The sequence below is a fragment of the Lysinibacillus sp. BNK-21 genome (assembly GCF_048684915.1).
In the GTDB taxonomy this organism is placed as follows: domain Bacteria; phylum Bacillota; class Bacilli; order Bacillales_A; family Planococcaceae; genus Lysinibacillus; species Lysinibacillus capsici.
On sequence record NZ_JBLQTS010000001.1, the window covers coordinates 2,175,318 to 2,192,343 of the forward strand.

Below are 17,026 nucleotides of genomic sequence, written 5' to 3' on the forward strand. Positions count from 1 at the left end.
TTTAAATCGTAATTTCTATGCTACTATTCATTATAAGTGAGGAAGGAAGAGTCTTATGAAAATATCTGTTTACGTTGCAAGTGCATTTAGCAAGGATTATCAAGGCGGGAATAAAGCAGGAGTGGTATTTAATGAGCATGAGCATACATTGACCACTACTCAAAAAATGGCGATAGCTAAAGAATTGGGCTATGCGGAAACCGCATTTATATCAGCATCTGAAATGGCTGATTATAAATTAGAGTATTTTACACCAAAAGAAGAGGTTGATTTATGTGGTCATGCCACAATTGGCGCTTTCACGATACTGATGCATTTAAATAAACTTTTCAAGGATCGCTATACGATTGAAACAAACAGCGGTGTTCTTACTATTACCATAAAAGATGACATCATTTTCATGGAACAAAACAAACCGATATTCTATGATATTATTTCTCCAAACGACTTTATCGATTGTTTTGACATTAAAGATATAGACAATAAATACCCAATACAAATTGTTTCCACTGGCTTAAAAGATATTTTAATTCCGATAACAAGCGAAACACAATTACATGCACTGCAACCTAATTTTGAAAAAATAAAAGAAATCAGCGAGTATTATCATGTTGTTGGGACGCATCTGTATACGTTTAATGACAATCGAATAATATGTAGAAATTTTGCTCCACTATACGACATCAATGAAGAAGCAGCGACTGGAACTTCTAACGGTGCATTAGCTTGCTACCTTTATGAACAGCATCACTTACAAAAGGAAGTCTATGTATTTGAACAAGGTTATTCTTTACACTCGCCTTCCGAAATATTAGTGAAATTAGCAACCAATAGCAAGAATGAAATAGAAAAAGTTTATGTTGGCGGCAAAGGCTATTACTGTGAAACAAAATATTTAAATGTAGAAGATATGGTGTGAACAATTTAATTTTTCAACCTCAGACTGTAGATTTTTTGAATTTTAATTTAAAAATAGAAAAATAGATAAAAAGACAAACACATTTTTATAATTGAACAATGTGTTTGTCTTCAATTTCTGCTACCTTTTATGAGCTTGTGGGACGTAACCGATTCGTTTCCATTGCTTAAGTGGTACATCCTCAATGAATGCCTTGCCTTTTTTCCACCCTAGAAGCCCGTCATGCATTTCAACAAAGTCGTTTTCCCTGCTTCATTATAATAATAAGCCTACTTTAATCCCCTTATTTAAAATATTTTGATAGTCAATATAGTCATAGATATCGTCATCGATGAACGAACTTAATTCTTTCAATTCATCCATTGTTAAATCTTCAATGGCTTTGTCATGATCTTCACAATAAATAACGATGGAACCCACGATGCTGTGTGCATCTCTGAACGCAACGCCTTTGCTCACTAAATAATCAGCGACCTCTGTTGCATTCAGAAAACCTCCTTTGACTGCTTTTTTCATGTTTTCACTGTTCACCTTCATCGTAGCAATCATTTTTGACATAATTTGTAGACAAGATAATACGGTGTCCAATGCATCGAAAAATGGCTCCTTATCTTCTTGCATATCTTTATTGTAAGCAAGTGGTAAGCCCTTCATTGTTGTTAAGAGTGAAGTCAGTGAACCATATACACGTCCTGTTTTGCCTCGTATCAGCTCAGCGGCATCAGGGTTTTTCTTCTGTGGCATAATACTGCTGCCAGTAGAATAGGCATCATCAATCGTAATAAATCTAAACTCTTGACTACTCCACAAAATGAGCTCTTCACTTAATCTACTTAAATGCATCATAATGATTGAAAAATCTGACATTAACTCTAATAAATAGTCGCGATCACTTACTCCATCTAAGAAATTATCTACAGGCTTAGAGAAGCCTAGCTCATTAGCTGTCATCTCACGGTTAATCGCATGAGTAGTTCCTGCTAATGCTCCACATCCAAGCGGGCTTTCGTTCATAATTTCTATCGCTTTCACAATTCTTTTTTTATCGCGGTTTAACATATGATAATAAGCCATCAAATGATGTTGAAACGTTACAACCTGCGCACGTTGAAGATGTGTGTATCCTGGCATCATAACGTTATTGTCTTTTGCTTTTTGTGCTAAGCTCTGTTGTAACGCTTCAATTGAGGCAATCACCTCAAACGCCTTGTTTTTTGCATAAAGTCTAATATCTGTTGCTACTTGGTCATTACGACTTCTCGCTGTATGAAGTTTTTTCCCTGTGTCACCGATCCGTTGAGTCAAATTCGACTCTACGAAACTATGAATATCTTCATAATTTCCTTCAATTTGTAATGTGCCATTATCAATATCCTCTAAAATGGAAAGAAGTGCATTCTCAATATCTTGTCCTTCCCTCTCAGTCAATAAATTGCATTGTACTAGCATATGGACATGGGCAATACTGCCTTTAATATCTTCTTTGTAAAGTCTTTGATCCACCTTTAATGAACTATTGAAATCTTCCATTAATTTGTTTTCTTCTTTTCTAAAGCGACCGCCCCAAAGCTTCATCATTCATTCTCCTTCAATCAATCTATTAAACGTTATGATATTTCAGAAATGCTTTCCTGTAATTCCTCAATATTTCCTCTTTTACGCATATACCAGACACCATTGTAAACAGCAAAATAGTAAAAGGCTAAGCCAAATATAGCGACAATTACGGACATATAAGGGTCAGGAATGATACCTTTCCCACCGAAATTCCCTAAGAAAGACATCAATACAAGCATTAAAATATAAATAATAATGTAGATACCACCAAAAAATTCAACTGATTGGTGTTTTTGAATAAAGAAAATTACTAAATAACAAACAATACCTATTATTAATCCAGTAATGGCTAGCTGTACCTTACTCCAATTTGTCCAATAAATAAGCAGTGTGGCAAAAACGAATGCCATTGGCGCAATGAATTGCATACCAGGTAGCCCATTATTTTTTGTCAGACCTACTCTACGGAAAACCATAACCGTTACACATGCTGAAGCATATTTAAAAATACCGATAGCTCCTACAATCGCAACGATAGCTGTCCAGCTTTTCAGTGGGAATAAAAATAATAATCCTACTAGGAAATTGAGTGCAAGTGCACGTGTTGGAACACCGAATTTTTTATTAATTGTTCCAAAATAAGATGGTAGGAATCCACTTTTCGCCATACCAAATACATGTCTTGACGTACCAGCTGTATAAGTAAGAGCTGAACCTGTTGGCGAAACCATCGCATCAGCTGTAATAATCCAAGATAGCCAAACCATATTAGCCATCATTGCTAAATTAGCAAATGGTGAATCAAATTTAATGCCACTCCAACCATTCGCTAACATTTCTGTTGGAACTACGCCGATAAATGTAATTTGAAGTAACACATATAATACTGCCGCAACACCTAATGATGTAATGAGGGCAAGTGGAATATTTCTTCTAGGGTTGACGACTTCCCCACTCATCATGATGACGTTGCCAAACCCAGTATAAGCAAAAAATATTCCGGTTGTTAAAATGGCACTTAAACCAGCGCTATAGCCATTTGGTGCAAATCCTTGGCTTGAAAAATTCTCTGGATGAAAGCCTGTCATAAAAAATGCAATGATTGTTAGTACAGGGACTATAAACTTAATTGTTGTAATGATATTGTTCGTGACTGCGAATAATTTCACCCCAAAATAATTGAAAACAACAAAGAATATCATTAAAACCATCGCTGCAAGAATACCTGATGTTGTTAGTTGTTCTTTTGCTACATCATATAACCCTGGCCAAAACTGATTGGCATATTGAATAACACCGGATGATTCTACGGGAGCTGTAGCACAATAGCCAAACCAGATTGAATAACTAGTAACGGTAGCAAGCATTTTTCCGTGAGAATAAAGCGGATATCTTGCTAGGCCTCCTGTTTCAGGTTTTACTCTTCCTAATTCAGCATAAACAAGCGCTATGAGTGTGATAACAAACGCACCAATAATCCAAGAAAGTATGGCTGCCGGGCCTGCTAATTTAGCTGCTACCCATGGTCCAAAGAGCCAACTAGATCCTATTATTCCCCCTAGAGATAATGTTGTAAGTGACCAAAACCCCATTTTCTTTTTCAAATATTGTTCTTGACTCATGAATGTTCCCCTCTCTGAAAAGAGAATATTGGTATGACCCTTTTAATTTGGACGCTTCAATAAAATGACGTTTTGACAGAAAAAATTTACATATTTTACTCTGCAGTGCAATGTAGTGTAGGTGACTAATATAGATTGTGCTCCTTTCTAGATGATGAAACATTGACACATTTTTCATGCACCATTAATTAAAGGTTATTAAAAGGTTTTTACCTTAAAATGATTTTATTTTAATCGTTTGAATTTTTCAACACTTTTTTTACAAAAAAAATAACCATCTCACTTAGATGGTTATTTCAAACGATAAATTTTACTTGGTCGTCCTCTGGATATTTGTGCGTCTTTCCCTGTGTATTCGACGAGATCAACCTCACATAAACTGGCTAAAATGCGTCTAGCATTACTTTCATCCCAATAGAGATGTGCTGCTAAATCTTTAATGGTGAATTCCTGCCAATTCATTTTTTTAATAAGTGTGTATAATTTACTGTAATTTTTTAAACTAATTTTTGCTTTTTTTAATTTCTCTAATAAAATGTCATCATTAATACGGTATGAAAAGCTCACTTCATCTTCTTCACCAGCCGATTCAGTAATCGTTCCATTTTCTTGGACAATCACAATTGGTTGCTCAGATTTCTCCTTGGAGAGCTGGATGGCTCGCTGCGCATTGATTTCCGCAGAGTGAACAGTTACCCCATAGCCAATTCCGACAGTGACTGTTGTATGGGATTCATGTGATAGCTGATAGATGGTATCCTGTAAATCCTTGATTTTACGTTCAATGGCTCCTCTCGAACTAAAAATGATATAGCGACCATTTCCTTTTTCTAACAAGGAGCCATCTAGTTGCTCACAAAATCGCAATAACGTTTCCTTTAATTTTAATTCTAAATACTGTAAATGATAGGAGCTCTTCGCTTTTTCAGAGATTTTATCAAAATGTTCGATTTCGATAATTTGCACACCGATCTGTGTATCCTTAAAATAGAAGGCTCTGAGTTTTTCTTCCAGTATTCGTAATGTTTGGCGGATTTCCATATCTGTAGTGGAAATGTGATAAGCAGGGACACCTGCCTCTTTCAGCCCGCGATAAACAGCTTCAAAGCAAGTCAAAGCACCTGCTGTTTTTTGTTGATTCCATAAGTCGATATGAAAATCCATTAATTCTTTTGTACTGGTATTTACATCAAAGGTTTTCACATAGATTTCTTTAGGCGCAAAATCTAGCTGTTTGACGGCTTGCTCCAAGTGTGAAGTCGTGATTTCATCAATGCTTACCTTGTTCAAAAATTCTCCCTGATAAAAGCCCATATGCAATAGACATTTATAAATGCCGGATTCAGTATGTTGAATATAAACTAAGTTTTCACCTGATTGTAACGTATTTTTCGCAACCATATACGAAATTTGGCCAGAAAAAAACCATGCATCAACAGCGTGATGATTATCCTTTACGATATTTACGGTTTCATGAAAATCATGATAGGGAAATGCTACGAAATTCATAGTCATTTCGTATTCTTTGCCTAATTGAATGATGCGCTCTACAGATGAATTAGGGCCAATGACTCCAACTGTATACATTTTTTCCTCCTAGTAAAATTACTTTATATATACCATTCTATAGAGAATTGCCCAATATTTATAGTGTCAATTAAAAAAGTCTGTTTTGGTAAAGGACAAGGGGACAGGAGTTGCTCATATTTTATTCAAAAGCGCGCTCATTCTTTAATTCACAAAGCTCCGATACAGCCTTCTGAAACCCAACCTAGCAATGGGATGTTAAAGGAAACATAAAGTGCCCTTGTAAGAAGGGCTTTTTCGAGAGAATGAATAAGGCATCGTCATCATTTGTGGTGATGGTGGCTGTCATACCTTCGATTGTAAAGTCAGGTGTAAAATAGAATACTACTTTTTTTGTTGTATCCTTAATAATGCTTGCTAATACAGTCTCTGCATTGGTTGCCTGTAAAGAGATGATATCATAAATATTTAATACCCCTTCCTCCTCCTCCATTAATACTATTGTGTCAAATTCTTCTAAATAGTAAATAGCATGAGGGAAAACTAACGTAAAATAAAACATTAATAAACTTTCATTTTCCTCAACAGCAATCATACTAGAATGGATATAACGATTTTTTGCATACTCTTCAAGAAGTGCTAGATTCTGCTCAATTGTCAGCTGTTGGACGCTGGTCTGCTTTGGCTGAATAGGTCTTGTGGTAAGATCTAAGCTGTATTCACTTTCATGGATTCGCGTAAAGCCAAACTTCGGATAAAAATCTAGTACTGTTTCATTGGCAAAGAGATACATGAAATCACAGGCATCTTCGTACTCTTTCATGAGATGCAGCATCAACTGCTTTGCCAAGCCTTGATGACGATAATGTTCATCCGTCATCACTGTACCAATCTGAATTCCCTTTAATCGCTCACCTTTTACGCGAATCGACATCTTATAAATAGAAGCATTCGCGATTACTTTTCCTGCTTGTACAAATGAGTAAGGAATATATTGGTCATTCCAATAGCCTTTGTTATACCAGCCTCGAAAGTCCAAACCAAATGTTTTCATTGCTAAATCATTAAAACTTGCCTTTAAATTTTCATTGTGACGATAATCACTAACTAATTCATATTTTGCCACGTCTATTCCCTCCTATTTTATGTTTCAATCGCTAATTTTTGTGGGAATCATCACCTCCTAAAAACAGAAAAAGACCCTATGAGAACAAGCTCATAGAGTCCTTTGTTATATAAAATATAACTGTGGATTAGACATCATTATGCTTCTCTTTTATCGCAAAAGGGCATTACTAAATAGACCCTATAATTTTAAAAAAATTATAGAATAACCCCTTTATTAAATTCATTGAATTTAATTTGCGATAATTAGTTTTAGCATAAAAAAGGCTAATCTCCCTTCTGTTTTTAAGATTACTATTATATTACCGTTATTTGTTAGATATGTCTACATGATGAAAATAAATGAAATAAGTATAGAATACCCCTTTAAAGCCTATTCTATAAACGAAGTTAGCAATGAAGGGAGCCTACCATTTACTATGAAATTTAAACTACCTTTCAACAAACAACAACAACAACCAGTTCAAGAGGCGCCTAAAGAAAATCTTGTGAGAGTTGCACATGCCACAGATCATTTTATTCAATCGATTAAAAATGCTACTAATAATCCGGCAGATTTAATCATAAAATCTCTTCCATCAAACCTTACTGTTATTTATATTGATAATTTAGTCGATGATCAAACATTAAATCATGATATTATCGCTAATTTACAAAATAATCCAAAAGAAACACCCGAAGATATTGAAATTTCCCTTTCTGTACCAGAAGTCAATGAGTCCAGTCTACTGAGGGAAACAGTAGAATCAATGGTAAATGGATCTGTTGTAATTCATGTAGATGGCTACACTAAAGTTCTTTTAGTCGATATTGCAACAAGAGAATCTAGAGCATTATCAGCTCCTGAAAATGAATCACAAGTTATTGGTACACAAGTTGGTTTTAACGAGAGTCTTTCAACGAATATTTCCTTAATTCGTCGCTACATAGTGAGTCCAGAACTTTGTAATGAAAAGCTCAAAATTGGCAGGCGGACGAATACGTCAGTTTCCATTTTATATATGAGTGGTATTGCCTCCGATCAAATGGTTAATACATTGCGTCAACGATTATCAGATCTTGATGTTGATCAATTACTAGATAGCGCAGTTTTGGCTGAAATGATTGATGATAACTCTTTGTCAGTCTTCCCTCAAATGCTTATGACTGAAAGGCCTGATAGATTATGTGATGCTCTTTTAGATGGCAAAGTGGGTGTTCTTGTGGATGGCAGCTCCATGGCTATAGTTTGCCCACAAGCGTTTACAGAGTTTTTCCAAAGTCAGGAAGATCAAAACTTAAGATGGCAAATTGCTACTTTTCTTCGTTTATTACGACTGGCTGCCTTCTTTTTATCTGTTTATTTAACACCATTTTATGTGGCAGCTCTTACCTTTCATTATGAAGTGATTCCACAAGCCTTTCTCGTACCATTAAGTGAATCAAGGGCTTTAGTTCCTTTCCCGCCCATATTTGAGGCTTTGCTGCTGGAATTTATTATTGAACTACTGAGAGAAGCAGGAGCCAGATTACCAACTAAAATTGGACAAACAATCGGTATCGTTGGTGGTATCGTTATTGGAACAGCAGCTGTACAGGCAGGGATTACCAGTAATATATTGCTGATTATCATTGCGTTAAGTGCCCTAGCCTCTTTTACGTCGCCAAGTTATATGATGGGCAATGTGATTCGTCTTATTCGCTTCCCTATTATTATACTTGCAGGATTTTGGGGTTTTTATGGTATCATGTTGGCTTTTTGTTTTATTCTGATTCATTTGTTACGTCAGTCAAGCTTGGGTGCTCCGTATATGTCTCCCTTCTATCCACCGAGGTTGAAGGAAATGCGGGATAGTATTATTAGAATGCCTGTCCCATTAACATCAAAAAGACCTGCTTTGACAAGACCAAAGGATGAACATAAATTTGTGCCAGAGCCAGTGAAACCTGATAAAAGTTGAACTGAAGGTGAAATAAATGGCAAAACCTATACAACTTAGCCCTAAAGATATGATTAATGCTTATTTGCTTTTTTTTGTGGTACACGGTGCTCAAATTGGGGTTGGTATACAGGGATTTCAACGCATTATCTATCAGGATGCTAGACAGGATGCATGGATTTCTGTTCTACTGGCTGGGATTGCCACACATCTTGTTACGTTTTGTATGATTAAAACGTTAGAAATTTACGGCTCTGATGATCTTTACGGAATTCAAATTGATATTTTTGGCAAATGGATTGGCAATTTTTTAAATGCAATTTATGTCATCTATTGCTCTGTGGCGTTCTTTTCTGTTTTACGAAATTATATTGAAGTTATACAAGCATGGATTTTTCCTAGCATCGAGACCTGGTTCCTGTCCGCAACTTTATTAATTATTATTATTTATGCCTTTACGGGAGGGCTTCGTGTCATTGTAGGCGTGTCTTTTTTTAGTATCATTCTCTCCTTATGGATTTTCCCAATGCTAGCATTTCCGATGAAATACGCTACAGTAGAAAGTCTTCTCCCTATTTTAGAAAATGATATTCGCTCCATTTTAAAAGGGGCACAATCAATGACCTTTACGATTATCGGCTTTGAAATTCTAAACGTGATTTACCCCTTTGTAAAAGACAAGAAAAAAATCAGAAAACCTGTTCATTTAGGACTATTAGCTACAACCATCATCTATTTAGCCGTGATGCTGGTGTCCATTGCTTATTACAGTGAGGGCAAGCTATTGAAAACGATATGGGCAACTTTGACATTATTTAGTTTTATTAGCTTTCCCTTTATGGAACGCTTTGAATTTGTAGCTGTTTGTTTTTGGATGCTAATCATTTTACCGAATCTATGTCTATACTTATGGGCTGCGTACCGCGGAGCAATTCGTTTATTCCCGATAAGTGAAAAGACATTTGTTTGGCTCTTTTCATTCATCGTTTTAATTGGAACATTATTGGTTCAAACACGGACACAGATTAATACAATTAACACGGTGTTTGGACAGATTGCTTTTTACGTAATCTTTGTCTACCCTATTTTACTTTGGCCAATAGCACGACTAAAGAAGAACTTCACATCAAAGAAGGTGAAAAATAATGAACAAACTTAGAGGAAGATGGATGATTCTTCTATCCTTTGTTTTTTTATATGGATGTGCACAAACCAATATTTTGGATAAAGTTGGATTAACTACTTTAGTCGGCTATGATGTAGGAACAGAGGATAAAATAAAGACAACAGCTGTTATTCGTGAAGTAAATCCCGAATTTCAAAGCAATGTGGAAGTTCTGTCTACAGAAAACGATACGAGTAAAGGAAATCGGATGGAAGCCAATCGTAAGCTTTCGAAAAAAATCATGGTTGGTCAAATGAGAGTCATCCTATTTGGAGAGGAATTGGCAAAAAAAGACCTTCGCTATTATATTGATACAAACCTAGAAAATGCTAGTGTCAGCAATGGAATCTTTATGGCTATTGTGGAAGGTGAAACAGAAACATTACTGAAATACGAATATCAAAATATTGAGGATATTGGGCAGCATATTTTTAGGTTGATTGAACAAAATGTCAAGCAGGAATATATGATTTCCTCTACACTTCATCAAATTGCCCATGATTTCTATTCATCTGGAAAAGAATTTGCCATGCCTATTATTAAAAGAGATGACGAGCTGGTGGAATTAAGTGGGATAGCTCTTTTTAAAGGCAGCAAAATGGTCAGTACCCTTCCAGCAAATGATAGCTTTTACGTAAAGATTGTCAGAGATACCTTTAAAGTAAGTTTATATGAAACTGTTCTGGAAAACGAAGATGTACCTTCCGAAATTCTTCAAAAGCCTGCCAATAAAATAACGGTAGCCTTTGATGCAATCCAGTCGAAACGAGAAATGATGTTAGTTGATGCGGATACGCCAACATTTGACCTGAACATCAAAATCAAATCGAGAGTATTAGAGGTGTACCCTGATATCAATCAAGGGGACCCAAAAAGTGTGGCGGCACTGGAAAAAGCAATCGAGAAAAAATTGTCAAAGGAAATACGTAGAGTGATTGCTCATAGTCAGGAAGTTGAGTCAGATATCTTTGGCTTTGGTGAGAAATATCGAAGCGAAGTAAGACATTCTAAGCTAACAAAGGATAAATGGCAAAAAATATATAAAGACATGAAGGTAAATGTCCATGTTGATTTTACAATTTTAAGGGATGGTGTTTTTGAATAACTAGTGAAATGGTTGCCCTGTCATAACCGATAAAAAGTTTTGGAAAAAATGTTCATAATGAATATCAACAGCAATACGATGCTTTTTTTCGCCATTATTATTTTCATAAGGTCTTGTCTCGGCAATACTTTGCCCCCTTGCAGGTCCTTCTAACTTGTCGACAACGGTTACAGGATAGGACTCATAAATAAACATGTCAGGATAAATGACTGCCATTAGTGTTAACGCATCATGCACGGGACTTCCTAGAAGTGAGGGGTCCCGTTCTTTATAAAAACGTGTATAGTATTCCATTAAGGGCTTTAGAATTTTTGTTTTGCCAAAGGAGTCAATATAGTCCACCATCCCAGGTGTGACAATGGCCTTTTGTGTCGCATTTAAAGGGATGATTGTCACATTCGTTGCATAGGTAAGCACAATATTAACGGCAAAGGGATCACCATGGAAATTCGCTTCAGCCACTGTCGTTACATTACCTGGCACCCAAAATGCTCCACCCATAATATAAAATTCCTTGATATTTTTCATAAGCTCTTTATAAAGGATAAGCATCGTGGCTAGTGAGGTTAATCGCCCAATATTAACAATAATTAGCTCATCATGCTTATACCTTTCAATAATGTTGACGATTTCAAAAAAGTTCTCAATTTTTAATTCGTGATCATCAATTGGGATGATGGGTCCAAGACCTCGTTCACCATGAATTTCTGGGTAATAGGTCGGCTGCTCTCCTGTTAAGGGTACTTCTGCTCCTAAGATCACAGGAATACCTTGAGGGAAGTCGAACAATTTCATGACATAATAAATATTGGATACCGCATCCTCTCGCGATACATTGCCATAATCTGCAACGAGTCCCACAATTTCTATTTCTTGATTAAGCCGTGCATAGATCAATGCCACCGTATCATCAATGCCAATATCCCCGAATAACAGCACTTTTTTTACCAAACCATGTCCTCCCTTTTACTACCATTACTGTTATCTTTATAGTAATCAAAGATGACACGAATTATGAATTTTTGTGGAAAAATGAGTGAGTAATTCTAGTCCAACGAAAGAAACCCATATGCCGAAGCACATGGGTTTGATGATTTAGTGATTTGATTGGAGGAACTGATAGACTGCCATCATTTCCTGCTTATTCAATTCGCGTATACGATTAAAAATAGGAATATTGGCAACGGCCTCAAGATGGGAGCCCTCTGTAACAACATCGCTTACAGTACCAGTTAGCCATGTTTCCACATCAATGCCATCAACGATTTGCTGGCGTCCCTCCTCATTAATGCCACTTGCGCCACAGCTTACACAGGGCACGGTTAATTTATGGACTCCATCATGCAGTCCATCTTCAGAGAGCACCTTTTTCCCTTTACAGAATGGACAGGAATGACTGGCTTTGACTTTATTGATTTGGGTTACGATTTTCTTGTAGCCAAATGCTTCATATACATATGTTAGTTTTTTATATTTACCATTCGTAAAATATTGATCGATGATGGTTTCTCTTGTCTCCTGTATATTGGCAAAATCACAGATGGTCACTTGATTTTTATGGCTGATGCGCTCTAGATTATCTTTGATTTTGGCCCAAAAAGGAAAAGCATTTTGTAGTACGATTTCATAGCCGACAAAGCTTGCTAGCTCTAATTCCAGCATTTTTAGGGATACCTGTGTTTCCCTTGGCAATAAGGAAACATCCTGTAGCAGTGACATGTCTCCGCCCACGATGGCTTTGATTTTTTCTAGTTGTGGTAAGTTGCCTACAATGTTGATGACTTCATCAAGCGGCTGGCGAATTAAGTCACGAATATCTGTGTCCCCAAATCGTAATTTCTTTTGGTGGTTGAGCACAGTCCCATGACAAATTGGGCATGGGACCATTTCTCTTGTTTCCTTCATTTGCTCTTTAATAATGGATTTTGAAATCACGATATAACGACCAATGATAAAATTAAAGCCCTCCCACTTTTTCGAGGATTTCGTTGCCTTATCATAAAAGGACTTGTCCCAATAACCATATAAAAATGTATGCTTTTCTTCCTCAGTCATATCATGATAGCTTTTACTAATGTCCTGACCCAGCTCTATTTTAATCTGCTCAAAGAGAAATTCTAATTTAGAATGTTGATAGTATTTTAAAACCTCCATTATATCGGGATGTAGTAGGCCGTCCCAAAATGGCACGTTTTTGTCTTGTACCACAAGATCAAAATCGAATTTTTCAATTTCCAATCGACCAGAGCAGCTAGGGCAATGATTTTCTTGGCTATAAAAATCGAAGCTTCTCGTATCCTTATTTGTTGGATGAGCAGCCACAATATGATTGATTAGGCCACCTATTTCATACAGGAAGCTATATTGGCTATATAAATGTCTTTCCAAATCAATGGCAACAACTGGGGCAATTTTGTTCGATTCATATTCACCGTAAATCAGACGAGCCATGGAAGATAAGCTTTTTAAGATGCCACCCTTATATATATTTTCCGCATTTTTGAAATAGCTAATATGGTTGTCTTCTAAGTATTGAATGCCCTGCCTTAATGCGAGTGTAGATGTGATTTGTAATGGAGTTGAACCCATTGAATGATTATCCTGATTAAAATAATCTTCATGACTAAATACATTTAGATGTGTTACAGGCTCCTGCTGTCTTTTACCGAAGTCAACAACAAAATCAGAGCTTTCCAGCATATAGGCATTATGCTCAATCATGATGATGGAGATAGATTCATCCTCTAGGATGTCCCTGACACTATCGATGAATTGGTTTAAAATGTTCTGAGATAGCCCTTTAGAAGGCTCATCAAAAATAAATAATGTATGGGGATTACGAGCGTTGGCAAATAACTCTGAGACTAGATGCACACATTGGAATTCACCAGTCGATAGAGATTGCGTTTTTCTCTCAAGCGTTAAGTAGCCCAGTCCAAGCTTAATCAATAAGCTTAAGCGTTTATGTGCGATATCCTCATTAGGTAGTTCATCGATTATATCTTCAATCGAGCGCTGGAAAATATCATCAATGTCCTCACTATATTTTGTTAGTTTCTTTTTAATATCAAGGAATGTCGCGACAGTGGAACGACTCGTAATGGATTGGTTACGATCTTGCCCAACCATCACGAGTTTGTCCTTTGGATAGCGTTTGATAAAATCTTTAGCAATACACTCATTAACAAGCGTTGATTTCCCACAACCAGACTCTCCTGTAAAGGTAACAAGTCGATTTTGTGGAATGTCTATTGCATCCATTTGGATATTACGGCAATATAAATCTCCGAATTGATAATAGGATGTTGTTGCTGCTGGATTTCGTTCCCAATAAATAGGCTTTGGTCGTGGAGATTCTTCAACGATTTTTCCTCCGTATTTTCCACTACCTGGTCCAAAGAATAGATGCTCGTCTGCCGTGTCTAACACAGTATCAGAATGATCAATCAACCAAATTTGGTTTTTAGCGCCTAGCTGTTGTATTTGCTCTAAAATTTTTAGTAAGGTGTTATGGTCCAGACCCACAGAAATTTCATCAACAATAATCACGGTGTTTTCGCTTGTTGCCATGAATTCTGCTAAGTACAGCCTTGTTAATTCTCCACCTGATAAAGTCCCCATAATACGATTTAAGGTTAAGTAGCCAATATTCATTTGCATAATATTATGCAGAATATGCTGTTTTTCTTCACTGATATTTAATTCTTTTGATAAGGAATAGATGGCTTCTATACTTAAATGATGAATATCAGAAATACTATAGAGTTCATTCCATAAAGTGATTTTATACTGCTCCACTTCTGGACTATAGCGCTTACCCAAACATTTTTTACATTCTACATTTTTTGTCGTGCCTCGCCCCTTACATGCAGGACACCAACCTAACGCATTGTTAAAGGAAAACATCTCTGGCGATAGCTGAAACTCATCTGCCAGTCGATTACGAATTTCTTTAAAAACACCTGTATGTGTACCAATTGTGGAACGTGGATTGCTAGAGATTGAGGATTTTCCTAGAAAAAGTACAAGGGGCATGTCCTCCATTTTGATGGCACTGAAGTTCGTTTCCATAATGTTTGGAAACAAATATTGATATTCAGCCTTTGGCAATAAAGAAACAAGACGTTTTTTGGATTCTTCCCCAATCGTTTGACAAAATGTCGTCTTCCCTGAACCAGACAAACCTGCTATGGCTAAAGATTGATCGTCGGATAAAACGACATCTAGACGGTTAATATTATTGGCAATTAGTTCATTAATTTTCATTTAGTTATCCTTCCATTTAAGAAAATTAAAAGATGAGACTGAACATGAAAGAACACAATTCTTGCTACGGAATTGCGCTCTTCTTGCTGTTATTTAATTTATACTACGCTAATACTTTTTCAAGCTGTGCACTCATATTTGTCCAAGCATATTTTGCTCCCTCGATTGCACCTTGACGTGCCTTTGTTTCTTCGCTGAAGCCACCTTGATCAAGATGAAGCTGAGTCGTACCATCTGCTACCTGTGTTAATGTCCATGTAACTGTTGTTGTTTCGCCAGCACTTGTCCAAGTATAAGATAATTTGTGAGGCTCTTCCACTTCCAGTACCTCACAGTCTACAATACCGTCCCACCATTCATTTGGTTCAGCACGGAATTGGAATTTATGTCCTACGATTGGTTGGAAGTCATTGTTCCAGATCCATTTTGCTAGTGTATCTGAGTCTGTTAAAGCATGCCATACTTGTTCGATGGAACTTGTAAATTTAAAATCTAATGATACATCTGGTTTCATTTTTTTTCCTCCAATAATAGATGTAATTTCGCGATTCTTTCTTTCCAAAAACCTTCATAAAACGATACCCAATCTTGTATTTCTTTCAATGGAGCTGCATTCAATCGATATCTCGTCTCTCTACCTTCCTTGCGTGCAAGAACAAGGCCTGCATCTTTTAGAATGGCTAAATGTTTCGAGACAGCAGTACGCCCCATATCAAATTGAGCGGTTAATTCGTGAAGCGGTAACTCATCTACCTCTGCCAATAAACGGATCAACTTTCGTCTTGTTGGGTCAGCAATGGCTACATAAACGTCACGCTCTTGATGATTGTTATTCAAAACCACCACCCTTTCTAATAGGACACTGATTGGTGTCTTAATTATATGACACCAAATAGTGTCCAGTCAAATACTATTTTGGTCAAAGTGGTAGGAGTTCTATACCTACAAGGAAAACTAGCTAAAATACAAAAAAGTACAGAGGAGGAGCCTATGTACTTTCGGGTAATTATTCATTTGTTAACTTCAGTTGTTATGGATTCACGTAACAGAATAACAATACGCCTTAAAAGAAAAACCCTTATTGACATGAATTGCGCATCCCAATAAAGGTTTTCTGATGTGAATTTATGCTAGCTCTAAGGGTAAAAAGGCGTAGTCTCCATCTCTTATAACGGAACCTTTACGCACCGCAATTGACTGCTTGAATAGAGGGCCATCAATGACGGTCGTATGGAATTCGCCGCCTTCTCCGCATGGGTCAATGCTACGGGCTTCAAGCTCCTTTACATATTCAGGGGTAAGCACTCGCCCTAAATCTTCCTCCGTCATGCCCAAGGATAGGTTGACCGTGACAATCATTGTAATAAATCCTAAGTGAATAAATTCATCGACAGCCTCACGATGGTTCATCTCCCACAATGGCATGCCTAGCTTTAAACCTACCTTTTTAGTGACTTTATCGTGCCAGCAGCCATGTGCAGGCATATCTAAGTCTCCTGTTACTAATACTTCAGCTCCCTGTTGCTTTGCATTTACTAATAAACCTACAAATACTTCTTCATAATCCGCCCAGCTTGCTGCAGCAGTATAGACTGGTAGCCCAATAGAGTCAGCTTGTGCCTGGATAAGCGCCGGTGGCATCCCGTGGGACCTTGAACGTTTCCCTTCTTCCTCTAGCATCACTATGAGACCCATTGCTTGGCCCACCTGTGATGCTTTATATAAAGCTAAAACACTATCCTTGCCACCACTAAATGAAGCAATAAATGTGCGATTTTGTGCATTCTGTTTCCAGCCTGTTGTGTTGGTCATTTCCTTGTC

The 17,026-nt window shown here is 36.9% G+C and carries 13 protein-coding genes; 4 read left to right on the forward strand and 9 right to left on the reverse strand.

What is annotated here, in order from left to right; translation table 11 throughout:
* Positions 1-55: 55 nt before the first annotated feature.
* Complete coding sequence (locus ACMGGO_RS11060) at positions 56-919, forward strand: PhzF family phenazine biosynthesis protein (RefSeq protein WP_420281901.1); 864 nt, start codon at positions 56-58, stop codon at positions 917-919.
* 255 nt (positions 920-1,174) lie between these two features.
* Here ACMGGO_RS11060 and argH read toward each other — a convergent pair whose 3' ends face one another.
* The 4 genes from argH to ACMGGO_RS11080 all read right to left on the reverse strand — a co-directional run bounded on the left by argH (position 1,175) and on the right by ACMGGO_RS11080 (position 6,751).
* Entirely contained in the window at positions 1,175-2,494 is a 1,320-nt protein-coding gene (gene argH / locus ACMGGO_RS11065; RefSeq protein ID WP_420281902.1) for an argininosuccinate lyase, read from the reverse strand.
* Positions 2,495-2,526: 32 nt separating this feature from the next.
* Entirely contained in the window at positions 2,527-4,098 is a 1,572-nt protein-coding gene (locus ACMGGO_RS11070) for an APC family permease (protein WP_374805524.1), read from the reverse strand.
* 291 nt (positions 4,099-4,389) lie between these two features.
* Complete coding sequence (locus ACMGGO_RS11075; protein WP_048392800.1) at positions 4,390-5,685, reverse strand: hypothetical protein; 1,296 nt, start codon at positions 5,683-5,685, stop codon at positions 4,390-4,392.
* A 184-nt stretch (positions 5,686-5,869) separates the two neighbouring features.
* On the reverse strand, positions 5,870-6,751 hold the full coding sequence (locus ACMGGO_RS11080; protein WP_403018836.1) for a GNAT family N-acetyltransferase: 882 nt from the start codon (positions 6,749-6,751) through the stop codon (positions 5,870-5,872).
* A 418-nt stretch (positions 6,752-7,169) separates the two neighbouring features.
* Here ACMGGO_RS11080 and ACMGGO_RS11085 point away from each other — a divergent pair, with 418 nt between their 5' ends.
* Genes ACMGGO_RS11085 through ACMGGO_RS11095 form a run of 3 tightly spaced genes read left to right on the forward strand, consistent with a single transcriptional unit; the run spans position 7,170 to position 10,939 of the window.
* Positions 7,170-8,690, forward strand: a complete 1,521-nt coding sequence (locus tag ACMGGO_RS11085) for a spore germination protein (RefSeq protein WP_420281903.1) — start codon at positions 7,170-7,172, stop codon at positions 8,688-8,690.
* 16 nt (positions 8,691-8,706) lie between these two features.
* The gene (locus tag ACMGGO_RS11090) at positions 8,707-9,828 is read left to right on the forward strand and encodes a GerAB/ArcD/ProY family transporter (protein WP_420281904.1); all 1,122 of its coding nucleotides are present in this window, start codon (positions 8,707-8,709) and stop codon (positions 9,826-9,828) included.
* Positions 9,815-10,939 carry a Ger(x)C family spore germination protein gene (locus tag ACMGGO_RS11095; RefSeq protein ID WP_420281905.1) on the forward strand — a complete coding sequence of 375 codons (1,125 nt, stop codon included), beginning with the start codon at positions 9,815-9,817 and terminating at the stop codon, positions 10,937-10,939. The genes ACMGGO_RS11090 and ACMGGO_RS11095 overlap by 14 nt, the downstream gene beginning before the upstream one ends.
* Here the strand turns inward: ACMGGO_RS11095 and ACMGGO_RS11100 are convergent, their stop codons facing one another.
* The 5 genes from ACMGGO_RS11100 to ACMGGO_RS11120 all read right to left on the reverse strand — a co-directional run bounded on the left by ACMGGO_RS11100 (position 10,940) and on the right by ACMGGO_RS11120 (position 17,017).
* The gene (locus tag ACMGGO_RS11100; protein ID WP_420281906.1) at positions 10,940-11,890 is read right to left on the reverse strand and encodes a nucleoside hydrolase; all 951 of its coding nucleotides are present in this window, start codon (positions 11,888-11,890) and stop codon (positions 10,940-10,942) included.
* A gap of 144 nt (positions 11,891-12,034) precedes the next feature.
* Positions 12,035-15,205 carry an ATP-binding cassette domain-containing protein gene (locus tag ACMGGO_RS11105; RefSeq protein ID WP_420281907.1) on the reverse strand — a complete coding sequence of 1,057 codons (3,171 nt, stop codon included), beginning with the start codon at positions 15,203-15,205 and terminating at the stop codon, positions 12,035-12,037.
* Between the two features lie 103 nt (positions 15,206-15,308).
* Positions 15,309-15,719 (reverse strand): SRPBCC family protein, encoded by a 411-nt coding sequence (locus ACMGGO_RS11110; protein ID WP_048392814.1) that lies wholly within the window; start codon positions 15,717-15,719, stop codon positions 15,309-15,311.
* Positions 15,716-16,042 (reverse strand): ArsR/SmtB family transcription factor, encoded by a 327-nt coding sequence (locus tag ACMGGO_RS11115; protein WP_048392816.1) that lies wholly within the window; start codon positions 16,040-16,042, stop codon positions 15,716-15,718. The genes ACMGGO_RS11110 and ACMGGO_RS11115 overlap by 4 nt, the downstream gene beginning before the upstream one ends.
* A gap of 288 nt (positions 16,043-16,330) precedes the next feature.
* Positions 16,331-17,017, reverse strand: coding sequence for a diphthine--ammonia ligase (locus tag ACMGGO_RS11120; RefSeq protein WP_115673587.1), 687 nt, complete (start codon positions 17,015-17,017; stop codon positions 16,331-16,333).
* Positions 17,018-17,026: the final 9 nt, after the last annotated feature.

Coding starts and splice junctions, on each gene's coding strand:
- ACMGGO_RS11060 (WP_420281901.1), top strand. CDS start 56: ATGAAAATATCTGTTTACGTTGCAAGTGCATTTAGCAAGGATTATCAA.
- argH (WP_420281902.1), bottom strand. CDS start 2,494: ATGAAGCTTTGGGGCGGTCGCTTTAGAAAAGAAGAAAACAAATTAATG.
- ACMGGO_RS11070 (WP_374805524.1), bottom strand. CDS start 4,098: ATGAGTCAAGAACAATATTTGAAAAAGAAAATGGGGTTTTGGTCACTT.
- ACMGGO_RS11075 (WP_048392800.1), bottom strand. CDS start 5,685: ATGTATACAGTTGGAGTCATTGGCCCTAATTCATCTGTAGAGCGCATC.
- ACMGGO_RS11085 (WP_420281903.1), top strand. CDS start 7,170: ATGAAATTTAAACTACCTTTCAACAAACAACAACAACAACCAGTTCAA.
- ACMGGO_RS11090 (WP_420281904.1), top strand. CDS start 8,707: ATGGCAAAACCTATACAACTTAGCCCTAAAGATATGATTAATGCTTAT.
- ACMGGO_RS11095 (WP_420281905.1), top strand. CDS start 9,815: ATGAACAAACTTAGAGGAAGATGGATGATTCTTCTATCCTTTGTTTTT.
- ACMGGO_RS11105 (WP_420281907.1), bottom strand. CDS start 15,205: ATGAAAATTAATGAACTAATTGCCAATAATATTAACCGTCTAGATGTC.
- ACMGGO_RS11110 (WP_048392814.1), bottom strand. CDS start 15,719: ATGAAACCAGATGTATCATTAGATTTTAAATTTACAAGTTCCATCGAA.
- ACMGGO_RS11120 (WP_115673587.1), bottom strand. CDS start 17,017: ATGACCAACACAACAGGCTGGAAACAGAATGCACAAAATCGCACATTT.